The sequence below is a fragment of the Zhengella mangrovi genome, from assembly GCF_002727065.1.
Classification (GTDB): Bacteria; Pseudomonadota; Alphaproteobacteria; order Rhizobiales; family Rhizobiaceae; genus Zhengella; species Zhengella mangrovi.
The window spans coordinates 27,954-42,223 of record NZ_PDVP01000013.1 but is presented as its reverse complement, the minus strand read 5'-3'; the positions used below and the strand labels follow the sequence as shown (position 1 = coordinate 42,223).

Below are 14,270 nucleotides of genomic sequence, written 5' to 3'. Positions count from 1 at the left end.
CGATGAGCACATTCCTGAAAACAGCCGCCAGCACCCTCGCCCTCGCCTATGGCCTGGCCGCCTTCCCGGCGACCATCCAGTTTCACGGCGCAACGCCCGGGCTTTCCATGACCAAGGCCTTCGCCGATTCCGAGAGCGGGTCGGAGTCCGACGGCGACGGCGAGGGCAGCGGCTCGGGTTCTGGCTCGGAAGGCGGCGAAGGCCATTCCGGTTCGGAGGGCCATGGCTCGACCGGCGAAACCGGCCATGGCGCCGAGACGGGCAGCCACGGCCATGCCGAAGGCAACGAGACCGGAATCCAGGAGCGCGGACGGTCGGAAAACCACGGCTGACGCCCTGCCTGGAACGGAGACGGCCGGGCGTCCGGCCCACCACCCTGCCCGGCCGTCTCCGTGTCATTCAAGCGTTCCCGCCGTGAAACGCGGCAAGACAAGCCCTGTTGCTGCGTCTTGACTGCCGCATGGAGGCCGGGACGACTTGACCGGAACCATCCCCTCGGTTCCGGCACGCGGGCGGACCCGAACCGCCGCTCGAACGGCCGCCCGCGAGACAGCCGGCTTCATCCGCAGGGATCGAAGCCGGCTGCGCTTTGCTTTTCTCCGGCCCGGGTGGCAAGGAAGGGGCTGCAGCGCGGCGCGTGCGGACAGGAGGCGTTGAGACGGCATGAGGAAGACGATCGCGAAAGCCCGGACTGCCCAAGGCTTTTTCCGCGCCTTGCGCCGCGGCATGGGGATAGCCCTGGCGGGCGCCCTGCTGGCCATGGTGCAGCCGTCCGCACTGGTCTTCGATGCGCACCATGGCCTGATCGGCATGGCCCATGCCGACGAAGGCGGTGGCGAGGGTGAAGGCGAAGGCGAGAGCGGCGGCGCGAATGGCAGCGACAGGCAGCACCAACCCGTCACGACGCGTCACGACGGCCCCTCGGCGCTTGCACGGTTTCTCGACGTCCTGAAACAGCAGGGATCGGTGACGAGCAGCCGGACGGGTGCCGGCAATATCGTCGTTCGCTACAGCGACGGATGGGCCGAGCAGATCATCGGCGGCACCTACAGCCTGCTCGACCGCACCGGCCGCCCGGTCATCGAGCGCCCGGCCAATGACACGGATTTCAAGCGGCTGAAGGCAGCCGAAGGCCGGTAGTGCCCCGTTTCGCGGCAGCAGGCCGCAGGGCGTGAACCGTCATTGGCCGTCGCGTGCGCGCGTCGCCACGAGGGCCGCCTCGGTGCGATTGCGCACCTGCAGCTTCTGCAGGATCCCCGTCATGTAATGCTTGACGGTCTTTTCCTGGAGATCCAGCGCCCGCCCGATTTCCTTGTTGCTCATGGCCCTGGACACCAGGTCGAGGATCTGCCTCTCGCGCTCGCTCAGCCCGGCGAGGCCGTCCTGGCTGGCGGGCTTCGCGGCATCCCTGCGCATGGTCAGGAGCATGCGGCCGGCCAGCGACGGCGAGACATAGGATCCGCCGTCCGCGACCGTCCGCAGGATCTGCAGCAGGTCCTGCGCACCGGCGCCCTTGAGGGCGTATCCCCGGGCGCCCGCGGCCAGGGCATCGAGAATGTCGCTTTCCTCCTCGGAGGCCGTGAGCATGACGATGGCCGTGTCCGGACTGGCATCGGCGATGCGTGCCGCGGCGGCAATTCCGCCCCCGGGCATGGAAATGTCGAGCAGCACCACGGCGGGGCGCTGCCGGCCGACCAGCTCGACAGCCGCATCTGCACTGCCGGCCTCGCCGACGACGGTGAAATCCGGGGCTTCGGTCAGGGTGCGCACGACCCCGGCCCGATAGAGCGGGTGATCATCCGCCACGACCACGTGTACCGCATCAGGCATGGAAGGCTTCTCCCGAAAGGTCCAGGTCCATCGTCAGCACGGCGGCGCCCTGTCCGGCCAGTTCGAAACCGAACTGCCCGCCGAGGCTCTCGATGCGCTCCTTGAGGCCGGTCAGGCCAAGCCCGGTCGACTCCCTTGGCGGAGCCGGAGGCAGGTCGCGGGTCGCGCCATTGGCGATCCTCGCTTCCAGCCGGTCGCCCGCCAGACGGCAGGTGACGCGAACCGCCGCGCCCGGGGCGTGGCGGTGGGCGTTGTTCAGCCCTTCCTGGATGAACCGGTAGAGGCAGGTCTTGACGGCGTGGGGTACCGGGCGGGACGCCACTGCTATGTCCTTTTCCACGACAACCCCCGTTCTGCGTTCATGGAGGGAGATTATCTGGTCGGGAATGTCATTTAGCTGAACGGCCTGGAGATCGGGCAGGGACAGACCGCGGCAGACGTGGCGGATTTCCTGCAGCGCCTCCGCCAGCGCGCCTTCCATCACCGCGATCTCGGCCCGGCGGGCCTGCGGATCGTCCAGCGTCGCTAGCGAATCGAGGCGCAGGGCGACAAGGCCCAGCAGTTGCGCGGGTCCGTCGTGCAGGTCTGCGCTGACCTGCCGCATGCGCGCTTCGAGGATATCGGAGACCTTGCCCGAGGCGCGCATGGAGCGCTGGCGCAGCCGGTCGATCTCGGCGAGCATGGATTGCCCCTGCTCCACCTTCTCCTGGAGCGCCGCGCGCTGCCGCTCGATCGTGCGGCTGCCGTTGGCGACAATGCCGAACAGGCTCGCCCCGATCGCCGCGGTTACCGCCAGGACGGCGATCCAGCCCTCCATGATCGTCCGCCGGATGCCGGCCTGGAGCCGGGTGGCCGCCTCGTAGACCTCGGCGACGGCAATGATCTTGCCGGTCCAGTTGGCCCGAATGGGACTGTAGACCTCCAGCAGGGGCTGTCCTGCGGGTATCCTGGCAGGACCATCGTGGATCGAATCGACCAGCGTGGCGGCGACGGTGCCATCGAAGGCGCGCAGCATGTCCTCGCGCGGCTCCGCCTTGCGGCCCAGGCCGGTCTCGTCGCTGGAATAGGCGAGGATGGCGCCGGGCTTCCAGATGCGGATGGAGACGACACGTCCCTGCAGGCTGGGCGAGGCGATGAGTTCATCGAGAGCACGGATCGGGCCGATGGACAGCACGTCGGCGGTATCCAGCTCCTGGGCCAGCGGCGTGATGAAGCTGTCCATGAAGAGCGCCGTCGCCGATCCCGCCCCGGCAACCGCGTTGCCGGCGATCCGGCTGGTGATCCACGAGCCGACCAGTGTCATCGACAGCAGGATGACCAGCCCGCCGATGATCAGGAACCGCTTGTTCAGGCTCCAGGTCTCTGCCCTGCGGCGAAATGTGTCCAGCATGCTCCGTTTCCAGTTCGGTGCGCCAAGCTATGCCAGACGGTGCCACTGTTACAACGGACCGAGGCCCATGCGCCGCCCGACCAAGGTCGGAAATGAGTTCCCGGCCTTGCAATCAAGCCGCCTGGTCCGCGTCCGCCATCGCGTGAATGGGAGAGCTTGCCGCGTGCCTCGCCGGTCTTTCGCCGATTTCCGGCGCGAAGACGATTTTGCTTGTGCTCACGGCGTGCGTATCAGAAAACCCAAGGGGTCCGGATTTGCGGGAGATCCTGTTGACCTTGCACAAGCCTGCCCTCACCGTCGGGACGTCTTCGCGGAAAGCCCTCTCCCATGTCTGAACCCTACCAGGACATCTACCAGGATGGCGAGATACTGGCGGCAGGGCTCAACCCGTCATGTCCGGACCGGTACGCCGTCCTGGAGCCGTACCTCCGCCGGTTCAAGCGGCGGTTTTCACTGATCGACCTGGGATGCGACCAGGGCTATTTCGCCCTGCGCACGCTGGACGAGTTCGACAGCGTGGCCGTCCTCCTCGAAGGCGACTGGCGCAAGCAGCGCTCGCTGGTGGCGCGGCTGAAAAAAGCCGCCTCGCGCGACCGGTTCTGCTTTCTGCGGCACAAGCTCACCAACGAGAAGATCGCCCGCCTCGCCGAGTGCGAGCACTTCGACGTCGTGCTGGCACTCAACGTGGCGCACCACCTGGAAGACATAACCGGTGTCATCGAATCGCTGCTCGACCTGGGCAGCCTGGTGGTGATCGAAGTTCCGTCTCCGGCGGACGAGGGCGCTTGCAACCCGCAGACCACGGCCCGGCTAAAAGCGCAGCTCGATGCCGCCGGCGGCTCGCCCGACATCTACCGGACCGCCCGCCATACCAGTGCCGAACCGGGATTTCTCTATGTCTTCGACCGCACTGGCCGGACGAAAAGCCTGCGCCGGCCGTATTACCATGTCGAAGACCGTGCCGCGCCGGCAGAGATCGACCACATTCGCATCCGGTCGGACTGGGCAAGCTCGGACAAAGAGGACCTGAAGCGGCAGCAAGTCCGCCCCTTCATCCCCGGTCTCAACCTCCGGACGTTCCTGCTCATGGGGGGCCAGCTGCCGGAGCGTGAAAGCATCGTCGACGCCCTGGAACGGCGGCTCATTTCCAACCACGACCCGGCGCGCATCCACGGCGATATCCGGCCCTGGAACATCGTGCTCAGCGGCGCCGCGCTGCATCTCATCGACAGCGAAGACCCGCGGAACTCAAGTCTTGAGACCGACAACCGCGGATTCAGCAGGACCGTCCGGATGATCCGCAATCCCCGGATCATGGAGCAGGGACAGGCAGGATGGCCTGGCCGTCTCGCTTCCCTGGCGATGACGCTCGTCAGTGCCATCGCCTATGCCGGCCGCCGCCTGGCGCTGCGCCTGCGGTCCTGACGCCATGGCGGATTGCCCGTCACCAACGGTTGAGCTGTGTCCACCGCCCTGCCTTTGCGAAAGAGACAGGCTCCGCGATCGGGTTTTGCTTGTGAAGTCGCGCCGTTCCGGGTAGCCAGCAACGATCAACCGCCCATTGCGCGGCCCGCCACCGTTGAAGACCTTGCGATGATCCCGCGCATCCTGTCACAGACCTGGAAAACCAGCGAGCTTCCAGGCCCGCTGGCGGCCTACCGGGACAGCTGGGTGCGACACAATCCCGGCATGGAGTGCCGCATCCACGACGATGCCGCGGCCCGGGACATCGTCCACGATGTCATTCCCGGGAAGATCGACGCCTACGACCGCCTGCCTTTCCCGGTGATGAAGGCCGACATCTACCGCTACGCCGTGGTTTGGCGCGATGGCGGATACTACGCCGACCTCGACATGGAATGCCTGAAGGGATTGCCGGAAGCCCTGTTCGAGCCGGGCTGCCTGCTTGCCGTCGAGGCCATCGTGACCGAACGGCGGCGGCAGGAGCTGGGCTACGCGCGGCCGTACCAGATCGCCAACTGCATCTTCGGCGCGGTGCCGCGCCACCCTTTCCTGCGGGCAGCGCTCGACCGGGCCTTTGCCCTCCTTTCGGAACGGGACAGCGTGGCGGTGGCGGATATCGAGGATATCACCGGTCCTCGCATGCTGACGCGTCTCTTCTACGAAACCGCCTACCCGGACCTGCGGGTCGCCCGGCCCGTCGTGCTGATGGCGCCGCTCCACTACCCGGCGGCATGGCCGATCAACCGCGCCATGCACGCGCGGCACTGGACGATGGGGTCCTGGAAGGACAGGGCCGGATCACAGCCGCTCTCCCGGCGGTGGATCGAACGCAATCGGCTGGTCAATCCGTTCGTGACGACCCTGACCAGAAGCCAGTCCGAATTCCTGCAGGATGAAGCGGCCGATGGCACTCACTGACTGGCTGATCCGGGACCTGAAGCGCGCCGGCGAGCGATTCGGCAACCTGCGGCTTTCCGATGTGGTGCGCCAGTACTGGCGAGTTCTCCGCCTGCACCGGGGCAAGGCCGCCGGCAGCGCGGCGCCGGTCACTGCAGCGGACACGTCCGGGCCCGGCCTCCGCGTCGTCATCTCGCTGACGACGATCCCGGTCCGTCTCGGCCACATCCTGCCGACCCTGCGCAGCCTCCTCGATCAGAGCGAGCCCGCGGACCGGATCGTGCTCAACTATCCCGGCGTCTCCGGCAGGACACGGGACGCCTACCCCGACCCCGGGGCTCTCGGCCTGCCGCCCGGCGTCGACATCAACCGCTGCGACGACGTCGGGCCGGCCACCAAGCTGCTGCCGACGCTGTCGGCGGAACCCGACGCGCTGATCATCGTCGTCGATGACGACGTGGTCTATCCGCGCGATTTCGTCGCGACGCTCAAGGCGGCGCACCGGCGCGCGCCGGACGTTGCGTGGGGCTACCGCGGCGTGACGCTGGTGCCGGCCACCCGCTACGTCGACCTGCATCACGTCTTTGCCAGCGCGGTCGGCGAACCGCGCGACGTGGACGTGCTGTTCGGTACCTGGGGCTACGCGGTGACCGCCGCCATGTTCGACGGCCAGGTGCACGACTTTTCACACGCCAGCGACGCGGTGCGGTGGGCGGACGACATCTGGATATCGGGTCACCTCGCCCGACGGAACGTCGCGCGCAGGATCCCGCCGGCGCGCTCGTTCCCGGTCGAATCGCTTGCCGCGCTGTTCGGGTCCCTGTCGGGCGGGGTGAACAAGTCCGGCGAGAACGATGCCGCGGCCATCGCCCATTTCAAGGCGGACTGGTAAGCGACCCCGCGCCGGGGCTGGCGGCGCCGCAGGCAGAGAGCGGTCAGGGGATCTCGTCCGCGCGCGAAACCGCAGCCAGCAGCGCCACGAACAGGCCGGTACAGAGCAGCGGAAACGCCATGGTGACGAGGAAGGGCGAGGCCGGGGAATTCTCGATGATGACCGCCGATATGCGGGTGACCGAGTAGAGGGCATAGGCGGCGAACAACGAGGCGACCGTGGCCCGCAGCAGGCCGTACCGGTCCAGCAGGAGCGCGAAGATGGCGCTCAGCGACAGCACGATCAGCGCCGGCGCCAGCGACTGGAACAGGCGGATCATCAGCCATTCGCGGTAGGCCGGATGATCGTCCGGCAATGCCGTGTCGCCGGACAGGCGGACGAGATCGCCGAAGGGGATGTATTTCGGATGGATCCGCAGGTAGTCGAGCCAGAGCCGGCTGATCCTGATGCCGGACGGGTGGCTCACGAAATGCTCGACGGCCGAGGCGGCCGACCCTTCCCCCGCCTGCCCGGCCGAGGCGGCGACCGAGCGGACATCGGCCTGTTTCAGGATCCATTCGCCGGCCGGATCGGCGGAGGGCTCCAGGCGCGCGGCATGGGCGATACCCGTCATCGAGCCGCGGTCGGTGAAATAGAACAGCATGACATCCTGGAAATGGGGCCGCGGGTCATAGTTCAGCGTGCCGTGCACGACGGTGTCTCCGCGCGCGATCCAGAGCGTGCGCTCGGTGCGCTTCTTCTCGAAGCTCCAGCCGTATTCGCCCAGCCCCTGCCGGCTCTGCGTCATGAAAGCCGCGGGACGGACGAAATTGTCGAGCGTGAAGAGGACCGGAACGCTGGCCGCCGCGATCAGCAGGACCGGATAGGTGCGGCGCAGGAAGGGCATGCCGGAGGTGCGGATCATGGCAAGGCGGCCATTCCAGGCGTGGGCGACCTCGCCCCAGAGCATCCCGAGGACGAAACTGATCGGGAAGGACTGGGTGCCGTTGTCGAGCAGCCGGAGCACGATGAACAGCAAGGTGCGGGACACCCCCGCCCGGGTGCCCTGCTGCGACTGTTCCTGCCAGACGCGGCTGATCTCCGGCGCCACGTCGATCGCGGTCACCGTCGCCACGATGCCGACGAAGCAGACCAGGATGAACCAGGCATGGTGGCGCACCATGTACCCGGTATAGGTCCTCGGGAAATGCTGCAGCCATTTCGGCTGTCCCGGGAAGACGGTTCTCGGTACCGGCGTCCGCCTCATGTGCGCCTCAGGCCCGGTACGAGCAAGCGATTGTGCAAGAGCCGGAAGATGGCATGAACGGCCAACCCGAGGCCGAGCAGCATCGAGGCGAGAACGACAAGGACGCCTGTTTTTCCCGGGATGACGTCCTGCGGCACCAGGATGCCGGAGACGGCGGTCATGTTGATCAGCATGGTGGCGGCGACGGCGCCGGGCAGGACGAAGAACCGGCTGCGCGACGAAGTCAGCGCGACGGCCACGACGCCGAGAACCACGGCAATCGCGCTGCTGAACGCCGACGAGAGATCGATGATCCCCTTGCGCGCATCGGCGGCGGAGGCGAATTCCCCCTTGCGATCGAGCGCGAAGAGACGGGTCAGCGGGCGTTCGTTGAGCCGTTCGGTCAGAAGCGCCGGGACGATGCTGTTGAGCGAGAAAAAGACGCTCGATTCGCTTGCCTGAAGCGTCGTCACGGTTCCGTCGCTGCCGGCCGTGGAACTTCCTTCTGCCGGCGCCGGGGCGAAGGGGGCGCCGTTGAAGAGATAGGCATTGGCGGCACACATGTTCGACAGCATGCCGCCCTGGCCAACCACCAGCCTGGCGCAACTGGACACGACGATCTTGTCGAGGGCGTCGTCCTCGCCAAACTGGAAAACACGCAGCGTCCGGTTGCCCCGTGCGTCCGGTCTAGAGGCCTGGAACACGTTGCCGCCGTCCGTCATGAACTCGCCGGATCTAGGACCGCCCGCGGCGAACGCGGCGCGCGCCTTGTAGGTCTCGGCGCGATAGGCATGGGCGGCCCCCGGCATGATGTAGCCGGTGATCAGCAGGTTGACGAGAAACGCGCCGCCGGCCAGCAGCAGCGTCAGGCGCGTGATCGGCTTCAGGCTGCTTCCCGCCGCTTCGAGGGCGAGAAACTCGCGGTTCTCGCGGCAGGAAAGGACCACGAAATAAACCGCCGTCACCACCGACACCGGAACGATGTAGCTCATCACCCGCGGGACGTAGAAGACGAAGAGCTTGACGAAAACGAGCGGCGAAACATCGTAGGCGATCGATCGCTGGATGATGTACTCGGCGCGCTCGATGGCGAAGATCAGCAGCAGTCCGGCGAACAGGCCGAGGAAGATGAGACCCGTGCGGCGAATGGCGTTCACAAGGTAAGTCACAGCTCCCCCTTGCCGTGTCCGGAGTGCGTCAGAAACGACTCAAGAGTGCCCGGAACCGGCTCCAGCGACTGCCTGACCGCCAAAACCCGGCCCGAGGAAAATGGCCTGGACCTGCGGATCGCGCGAGACTGCCGCTGGCGTTCCCGAGGCAATGACGACGCCGTGCTGGATAATACTGGCGGTGCTGCAAAGGGCAAGCGCATCGCGCGCCGAATGGTCCGACAGCAGGATGCCGATGCCGGATCGCGCCAGGCCCCGCAGGATCGCCGAAACCCGGGCGACGTTGATCGGATCAAGACGCGCGAACGGTTCGTCGAGCAGCAGGAAGCGCGGAAAGGAGCACATGGCGAAGGCGATCTCCGCCAGCTTCCGCTGGCCGCCGGACAGGGTGGCGACCGGGTTGCCCAGCATCGGCTGCAGGGAAAAGGCCTTGCTGATCCGGCCCATGACGGCTGCCGCCCGGTCGCGGTCGAGACGGCGGCCTTCCAGCGCGATCTGCAGGTTGTCGCGGACCGTCAGTTGCATGAAGAGCTCTGGAAACTGCGGGATGTAGCCGATGCCGAGCCGGGCACGCGCATCGATGCCCAGGCGCGTGATGTCGCGCTTGCCCATGGTGACAGCGCCGCTGTCCGGGCGCTCGACGCCACAGAGGATCCTGAAGATCGTCGACTTGCCGGAACCGGAAGGCCCGAGCAGGCCGGTCACCTTTCCGCGTTCCACGGCCACGTCGACATCGAACAGGATGTCGCGCTGGCCGTAGACCCTGCGCAGGCCGCGGCCCAGGAGTACCTCTTGCGGCCCGGGTTCAGCCATCGTTTTCCGTGTAGGCCAACAGGCTGTCCATCGCCACGCCGTCGTCCATCTGGACCGGCGGATGCTTGAACAGGTAGGCGCAGAGATCCGGCAGGGCGCCGCAATCGCCCCGGTCGAGGGCGATCCTGGCCGCGCGGATCGCGGTAATGGCCAGCGCCGCGGCATTGGGGGAATCCTCCACGTCGAGGCGGACCTCGACGTTGATCGGCGCGCCGCCGAACAGGAGCCCTTCCAGCCGGATGAAGGCGACCTTGCGATCGTTCAGCCAGGCGACATAGTCGGACGGGCCGACCCGCAGATCGTTGTCGGCCAGCCGTTCGCGCGTCACGCTCTGCACCGATTCCGTCTTCGACTTGCGCTTCGTGGTCAGCCGTCCCGCGCTCATCATGTTCAGGAAGTCGCTGTTGCCGCCGACATTGAGCTGGTAGGAGCGTTCCAGGTCCGCGCCGCGCTTCTTGAACAGCGACACCAGCGCGCGGTGCACGATGGTCGCGCCAACCTGTGCCTTGATGTCATCGCCGAGCACCGGCAGGCCGGCCGCCCTGAAACGCCCGCTCCATTCGTCGTTGCTGGCGATCAGCACCGGGATGGCGTTGACGAAGGCGAGCCCGGCCTCGAGTGCGCAGCCGGCATAGAATTCCGTCGCCTGCTGGGAACCCACCGGGAGAAAGTTGATCGCGACCTCCGCACCGCTTTCCTTCAGCTGCCGGATAATGTCCTCCCGGCTTGCCTCGCCGCTTTCGATGGGTTCGAAACACAGGTCCGGATCGGCACCGAGCATCGTGTCGGCAATGCCGTCGAGGATCTGTCCGGCTGAAACGGTGACATCGGCGAAAAGCGGCTGGTCCTCGAAGACAAGCGTGTTGTTCGGCGCCGCGAAGATGGCCTCGTTGAGCGGCTGTCCGACCTTTCGCCGGTCGATGTCGAATGCCGCCACGATCTCGATGTCTTCCGGACCGTATCCGCCAAGCTTCTCGAACATGATGCCCGGCGTGTCGGTCCCGCGCCGGCGCACGCTGCTGATCCCCTGAACGAGCGAGCTGGCACAATTGCCGATTCCAAAAACCGCAGTCCTGATCATCTTCCCCTCTTGCACCCGGACAGATCCCCTGTCCGCCTCGCGTTTTCCCGCCCAGCATCCGCCAGGCACCGGTCAGCAGTCCACCTCGATTTTCTGCATGACCAGGCCCAGGCATCCTGCCGTCACGGGCGACCTCACCACATCCAGAAAGACGGCCTCCTCGCGCCAGTCAAGATGAATGTGATTGCTTTGTGTACCCTCAATCACCGACGGCGCAAGCGAATAGCGACCGACCGGCAGATAGGGCATGGTGAACTGCATCCGGCCTTCCAGGACCGTCCCCGCGCCGGCACTGACGGGCTCGTCCTTGTAGGCGAGGTAAGTGTTGTCGCCAAAGAGGTTCTGGCCGTTTTCGTCGCGGAACATGAAGCCGAAGATCGGGCTGTCGACGCGCCGCGCGACCCTGGCGCGGATAATGAGCGTGACCTGCATGCCGGCCACGAGACGGCCGAGCCGCCCGCCGTCCTCACCGGTGAAACAGCAGTCCTCGATCACGCAGCCGCCAAAGCCGTGCGAGGGGGATTCCGGACGGAAGGGACTGACCTCGATCTCGCAGGACTTCTGCCACTGCCAGTCTTCCGCCGGCATCTCGACCGGTGCGCCGGCGGGTTGGCCGTCGCCGCCGCTGCCATCCAGACCGTACAGCGCATCGACATAGGCTTTCGTCACCTGCGAGGAATCGCCCTCGGCCGCCTTGCGCCCGTTCTCCAGCCAGACGGCGCGCCGGCACAGCGACATGACGGCGGCGGGATCGTGGGACACGAAGACGATGGTGTTGCCGCTGTCGACGAAGCCCTGCATGAAGGCGTGGCATTTCTTCTGGAACGCGTTGTCGCCGACACCGAGGATCTCGTCGACGATCAGGATCGAGGCGTCGACGTGGGACGACACGGCGAAGGCGAGGCGCGCAAACATGCCGCTGGAATATTCCTGCAACGGGCGGTCGAAGTAGATGCCGATGTCGGCGAACCGCTCGATGTCCTCCATCCGGTTGTCGATCTCGTCAGCGGCCAGACCGTGGACCGCGGCCGACAGGCGCGCGTTTTCGCGGCCGCTGAAGGCGGGGTTGAACCCGGCGCCCAGTTCGAGCATCGCGCTGGTGCGCCCGTTCAGTTCCACCGTCCCGGCGGACGGTTCCATGGTGCCGTAGAGGATCTGCAGGAGCGTGGACTTGCCCGAGCCGTTACGGCCGATGATGCCCACGGCTTCGCCGAAAGGCACCTCCAGATCGATACCGTCCAGCGCACGGAACGCGTTCCTGCTGCGGCCGCCGGACAGGACATGCCACAGTTTCGCGACCTGGTTGGAGCTGCGGCTGAAGGTCTTGGTGATCCCCCGCGCGACAATGGCATTGCGGGCGGTCATGGTTCGCTGCCTTCCACGACGGCGATTTCGGCTGCGCGCATGGCAAGGTTTGCCAGGCCGGCGGAAATATGGCGCGACGAGACCTGGAAGCTGGCGGCGAATTCCTTGCGGCCCATGATGCGCGCCGGGCCGGTGCCGGCATCCGCCACCGCGGCGTCGATCGCATAGGCGCCGGATGCCAGGTAGGGCAGGACGAAGTCGAACCGGACCTGGCCGCTTCCGGCGGGCTTCACGCCTTTCGTCGCTTCGATGCCCCCGGTGTCCCGGTAAAACAGCACCTGCCCGAGAGGGTCGCGAACGACAAAGGCCACCAGCGCCTCGGACGGCCCTCCCGTCCAGGCGATCGAGAGCGTGACCGGTTCTCCGCCGTGAAAGGAGGAGGCCGGCTTGCCGTTGACGGCCAGCCCGGCCTCGATCACCAGGGTGCCATCGTCGTCAATGTCCGCAGTGCCGAAATCGACCAGGGGCAGCGCACCCGCTGCCTCCTGCCCGGCTTCGCCGAAGACCCGCGCCGCGTCGTCCCCCGTCACCAGGTCGCCCAGTTCGCTGAACGTGCCGGCGGCGCCGGTGCCGCGTGCCGTCGCCCGGTGATAGGCATGGACGACCGCCTTCGGCGCGCCGCTCTTCACGACGCGCCCGTCGTCGATCCAGATTGCCCGGTTGCAGAGCGCGGTGACGGCGGTCTGGTTGTGCGAGACGTAGAGGATGATCTTGTCGGCGGCGGCCTCGCGCAGGAAGCGCATGGATTTCTGCTGGAACTGGACATCGCCGACGCCCAGTATCTCGTCGATGATCAGGATGTCGGCATCGACGTGGGCACAGACCGCGAAAGCCAGGCGCGCAAACATGCCGCTGGAATATTCGCGGGTCGGCCGGCGGATGAAATCCCCGATTCCGGCGAACGCCACGATGGCCGGCCAGCGTTCCCTGAACTGGGCGGGGGTGAGGCCGTAGGCGACGGCACTCAGCCTGGCGTTCTCCAGTCCGGAAAAGTCCGGATTGAAGCCGGCCCCCAGTTCGAGCAAGGCTGCCACGCGCCCCCGGACGGTCACCGAACCGGAGGTGGGGGTTCGCGTCCCGGCGATGATTTCGAGCAACGTCGACTTGCCGGCGCCGTTGGCGCCGACGATGCCGATGACATCGCCGGGGCGGGCATCGAGATTGACGTCCTCCAGCGCAGCCTTGCGGGTGGCGGCGTGCCAGCCGAACAGCGACGACAGCAGGGCCTTCCAGGGGCTGTCATGAAGGTCGTACACCTTGCCGAGGCCACGGACCGACAGTTCGACGTCAGATGACATCGGCAAAACCGCGCCTGGCCTTCTGGAAAAAGGCGTATCCGGCGAAGAACACCAACAGGGCTCCGGCCCAGAAGGTCAGGTAGCCGGTCCAGTCGATCCGTCCGTCGAAAAAGAGCACGGCCCGGGCGTTTTCCAGCACGAAGGTCAGCGGGTTGAACCAGAAGACGGCGCGGGCGGAGCTAGGCACCTGTTCGATCGAGTAGAAGATCGGGCTGACGAACATGAAGACCGGTGCGACGGCGAGCAGGAACTGGTAGAGGTCGCGGACATAGGTGCCGATCGCGTTGAGGATCCAGGCCAGCCCGGTGCACAGGAAGAGAAGCGGCAGGTAGATCACGGGCAGCAGCAGCAGGCCCGCGGGGAGATGACCCATCACCAGCACCATGAACACCGCGAGCAAAGCAATGCTGGCGAGCAGTTTCATCGCCGACGTGCCGACGACAACCCACGCCAGGATGTCGACCGGAAAGACGATCTTCGTCACGTACGTCTTGTTGGAGCGGATGAATTCCGGCGACCGGGTAATGATTTCGAAGAAGAAGGAAAAGGTGACGAGACCGAGGAAGTAGATCAGCGGCACTTCAAGCGGGCTTTCGGTCTGCCCGATCCAGGTCGACTTGAGCACGACACCGAAGACGAAGGTGTAGATGGCCACGAGAACCAGCGGCGTGATGAGCACCCAGGCGAGGCCGAGCATGCTGCCGCGGACGTTCGTCAGGATGTCCCTGACGAGAAGTTCCCAGTAAAGCTGCCTGTTGGAGAACAGAGAATGCAGCGGTTTGATCCAAACTGCCACGAAATGCCTCAAGCCCCGGCCTGCCACTTGGGCATGGCCCAAAACTACTT

Annotated in this window: 14 protein-coding genes; 5 read left to right on the top strand and 9 right to left on the bottom strand. The window is 66.4% G+C overall.

The window, feature by feature from the left end:
- Window positions 1-2 precede the first annotated feature (2 nt).
- Together CSC94_RS17655 and CSC94_RS17650 are read left to right on the top strand one after the other, a co-directional pair.
- Window positions 3-332: a hypothetical protein gene (locus CSC94_RS17655; RefSeq protein ID WP_099307699.1), complete on the top strand. Its 330-nt coding sequence runs from the start codon at window positions 3-5 to the stop codon at window positions 330-332.
- Between the two features lie 331 nt (window positions 333-663).
- On the top strand, window positions 664-1,140 hold the full coding sequence (locus CSC94_RS17650) for a hypothetical protein (RefSeq protein ID WP_099307698.1): 477 nt from the start codon (window positions 664-666) through the stop codon (window positions 1,138-1,140).
- Window positions 1,141-1,179: 39 nt separating this feature from the next.
- Here the strand turns inward: CSC94_RS17650 and CSC94_RS17645 are convergent, their stop codons facing one another.
- Window positions 1,180-1,830 (bottom strand): response regulator, encoded by a 651-nt coding sequence (locus CSC94_RS17645; RefSeq protein ID WP_099307697.1) that lies wholly within the window; start codon window positions 1,828-1,830, stop codon window positions 1,180-1,182.
- Window positions 1,823-3,220 (bottom strand): sensor histidine kinase, encoded by a 1,398-nt coding sequence (locus CSC94_RS17640; protein ID WP_099307696.1) that lies wholly within the window; start codon window positions 3,218-3,220, stop codon window positions 1,823-1,825. Before CSC94_RS17640 ends, CSC94_RS17645 begins: the two co-directional genes overlap by 8 nt.
- A gap of 327 nt (window positions 3,221-3,547) precedes the next feature.
- Here CSC94_RS17640 and CSC94_RS17635 point away from each other — a divergent pair, with 327 nt between their 5' ends.
- The 3 genes from CSC94_RS17635 to CSC94_RS17625 all read left to right on the top strand — a co-directional run bounded on the left by CSC94_RS17635 (window position 3,548) and on the right by CSC94_RS17625 (window position 6,473).
- Window positions 3,548-4,645, top strand: a complete 1,098-nt coding sequence (locus CSC94_RS17635) for a class I SAM-dependent methyltransferase (RefSeq protein WP_099307695.1) — start codon at window positions 3,548-3,550, stop codon at window positions 4,643-4,645.
- Between the two features lie 168 nt (window positions 4,646-4,813).
- Window positions 4,814-5,602 (top strand): glycosyltransferase family 32 protein, encoded by a 789-nt coding sequence (locus CSC94_RS17630; protein WP_099307694.1) that lies wholly within the window; start codon window positions 4,814-4,816, stop codon window positions 5,600-5,602.
- Entirely contained in the window at window positions 5,589-6,473 is an 885-nt protein-coding gene (locus CSC94_RS17625; protein ID WP_099307693.1) for an ATP-dependent Clp protease adaptor ClpS, read from the top strand. Before CSC94_RS17630 ends, CSC94_RS17625 begins: the two co-directional genes overlap by 14 nt.
- Window positions 6,474-6,516: 43 nt before the next feature.
- Here CSC94_RS17625 and CSC94_RS17620 read toward each other — a convergent pair whose 3' ends face one another.
- The 7 genes from CSC94_RS17620 to CSC94_RS17590 all read right to left on the bottom strand — a co-directional run bounded on the left by CSC94_RS17620 (window position 6,517) and on the right by CSC94_RS17590 (window position 14,220).
- Window positions 6,517-7,719: an LptF/LptG family permease gene (locus CSC94_RS17620; RefSeq protein ID WP_099307692.1), complete on the bottom strand. Its 1,203-nt coding sequence runs from the start codon at window positions 7,717-7,719 to the stop codon at window positions 6,517-6,519.
- Window positions 7,716-8,867 (bottom strand): LptF/LptG family permease, encoded by a 1,152-nt coding sequence (locus CSC94_RS17615; protein WP_099307691.1) that lies wholly within the window; start codon window positions 8,865-8,867, stop codon window positions 7,716-7,718. The genes CSC94_RS17620 and CSC94_RS17615 overlap by 4 nt, the downstream gene beginning before the upstream one ends.
- A 39-nt stretch (window positions 8,868-8,906) precedes the next feature.
- On the bottom strand, window positions 8,907-9,680 hold the full coding sequence (locus tag CSC94_RS17610) for an ATP-binding cassette domain-containing protein (RefSeq protein WP_099307690.1): 774 nt from the start codon (window positions 9,678-9,680) through the stop codon (window positions 8,907-8,909).
- Window positions 9,673-10,761, bottom strand: coding sequence for an inositol-3-phosphate synthase (locus CSC94_RS17605; protein WP_099307689.1), 1,089 nt, complete (start codon window positions 10,759-10,761; stop codon window positions 9,673-9,675). Before CSC94_RS17605 ends, CSC94_RS17610 begins: the two co-directional genes overlap by 8 nt.
- A gap of 72 nt (window positions 10,762-10,833) precedes the next feature.
- Complete coding sequence (locus CSC94_RS17600) at window positions 10,834-12,126, bottom strand: ABC transporter ATP-binding protein (protein WP_099307688.1); 1,293 nt, start codon at window positions 12,124-12,126, stop codon at window positions 10,834-10,836.
- On the bottom strand, window positions 12,123-13,424 hold the full coding sequence (locus CSC94_RS17595; protein ID WP_099307687.1) for an ABC transporter ATP-binding protein: 1,302 nt from the start codon (window positions 13,422-13,424) through the stop codon (window positions 12,123-12,125). The genes CSC94_RS17600 and CSC94_RS17595 overlap by 4 nt, the downstream gene beginning before the upstream one ends.
- Window positions 13,414-14,220, bottom strand: coding sequence for an ABC transporter permease (locus tag CSC94_RS17590; protein ID WP_165784493.1), 807 nt, complete (start codon window positions 14,218-14,220; stop codon window positions 13,414-13,416). Before CSC94_RS17590 ends, CSC94_RS17595 begins: the two co-directional genes overlap by 11 nt.
- Window positions 14,221-14,270: the final 50 nt, after the last annotated feature.

What these genes read in the sequence shown, in the direction of transcription:
- CSC94_RS17650 (WP_099307698.1), top strand. Translation starts at nt 664, where the DNA reads ATGAGGAAGACGATCGCGAAAGCCCGGACTGCCCAAGGCTTTTTCCGC.
- CSC94_RS17600 (WP_099307688.1), bottom strand. Translation starts at nt 12,126, where the DNA reads ATGACCGCCCGCAATGCCATTGTCGCGCGGGGGATCACCAAGACCTTC.
- CSC94_RS17630 (WP_099307694.1), top strand. Translation starts at nt 4,814, where the DNA reads ATGATCCCGCGCATCCTGTCACAGACCTGGAAAACCAGCGAGCTTCCA.
- CSC94_RS17655 (WP_099307699.1), top strand. Translation starts at nt 3, where the DNA reads ATGAGCACATTCCTGAAAACAGCCGCCAGCACCCTCGCCCTCGCCTAT.
- CSC94_RS17620 (WP_099307692.1), bottom strand. Translation starts at nt 7,719, where the DNA reads ATGAGGCGGACGCCGGTACCGAGAACCGTCTTCCCGGGACAGCCGAAA.
- CSC94_RS17625 (WP_099307693.1), top strand. Translation starts at nt 5,589, where the DNA reads ATGGCACTCACTGACTGGCTGATCCGGGACCTGAAGCGCGCCGGCGAG.
- CSC94_RS17640 (WP_099307696.1), bottom strand. Translation starts at nt 3,220, where the DNA reads ATGCTGGACACATTTCGCCGCAGGGCAGAGACCTGGAGCCTGAACAAG.
- CSC94_RS17605 (WP_099307689.1), bottom strand. Translation starts at nt 10,761, where the DNA reads ATGATCAGGACTGCGGTTTTTGGAATCGGCAATTGTGCCAGCTCGCTC.
- CSC94_RS17610 (WP_099307690.1), bottom strand. Translation starts at nt 9,680, where the DNA reads ATGGCTGAACCCGGGCCGCAAGAGGTACTCCTGGGCCGCGGCCTGCGC.
- CSC94_RS17645 (WP_099307697.1), bottom strand. Translation starts at nt 1,830, where the DNA reads ATGCCTGATGCGGTACACGTGGTCGTGGCGGATGATCACCCGCTCTAT.
- CSC94_RS17635 (WP_099307695.1), top strand. Translation starts at nt 3,548, where the DNA reads ATGTCTGAACCCTACCAGGACATCTACCAGGATGGCGAGATACTGGCG.
- CSC94_RS17595 (WP_099307687.1), bottom strand. Translation starts at nt 13,424, where the DNA reads ATGTCATCTGACGTCGAACTGTCGGTCCGTGGCCTCGGCAAGGTGTAC.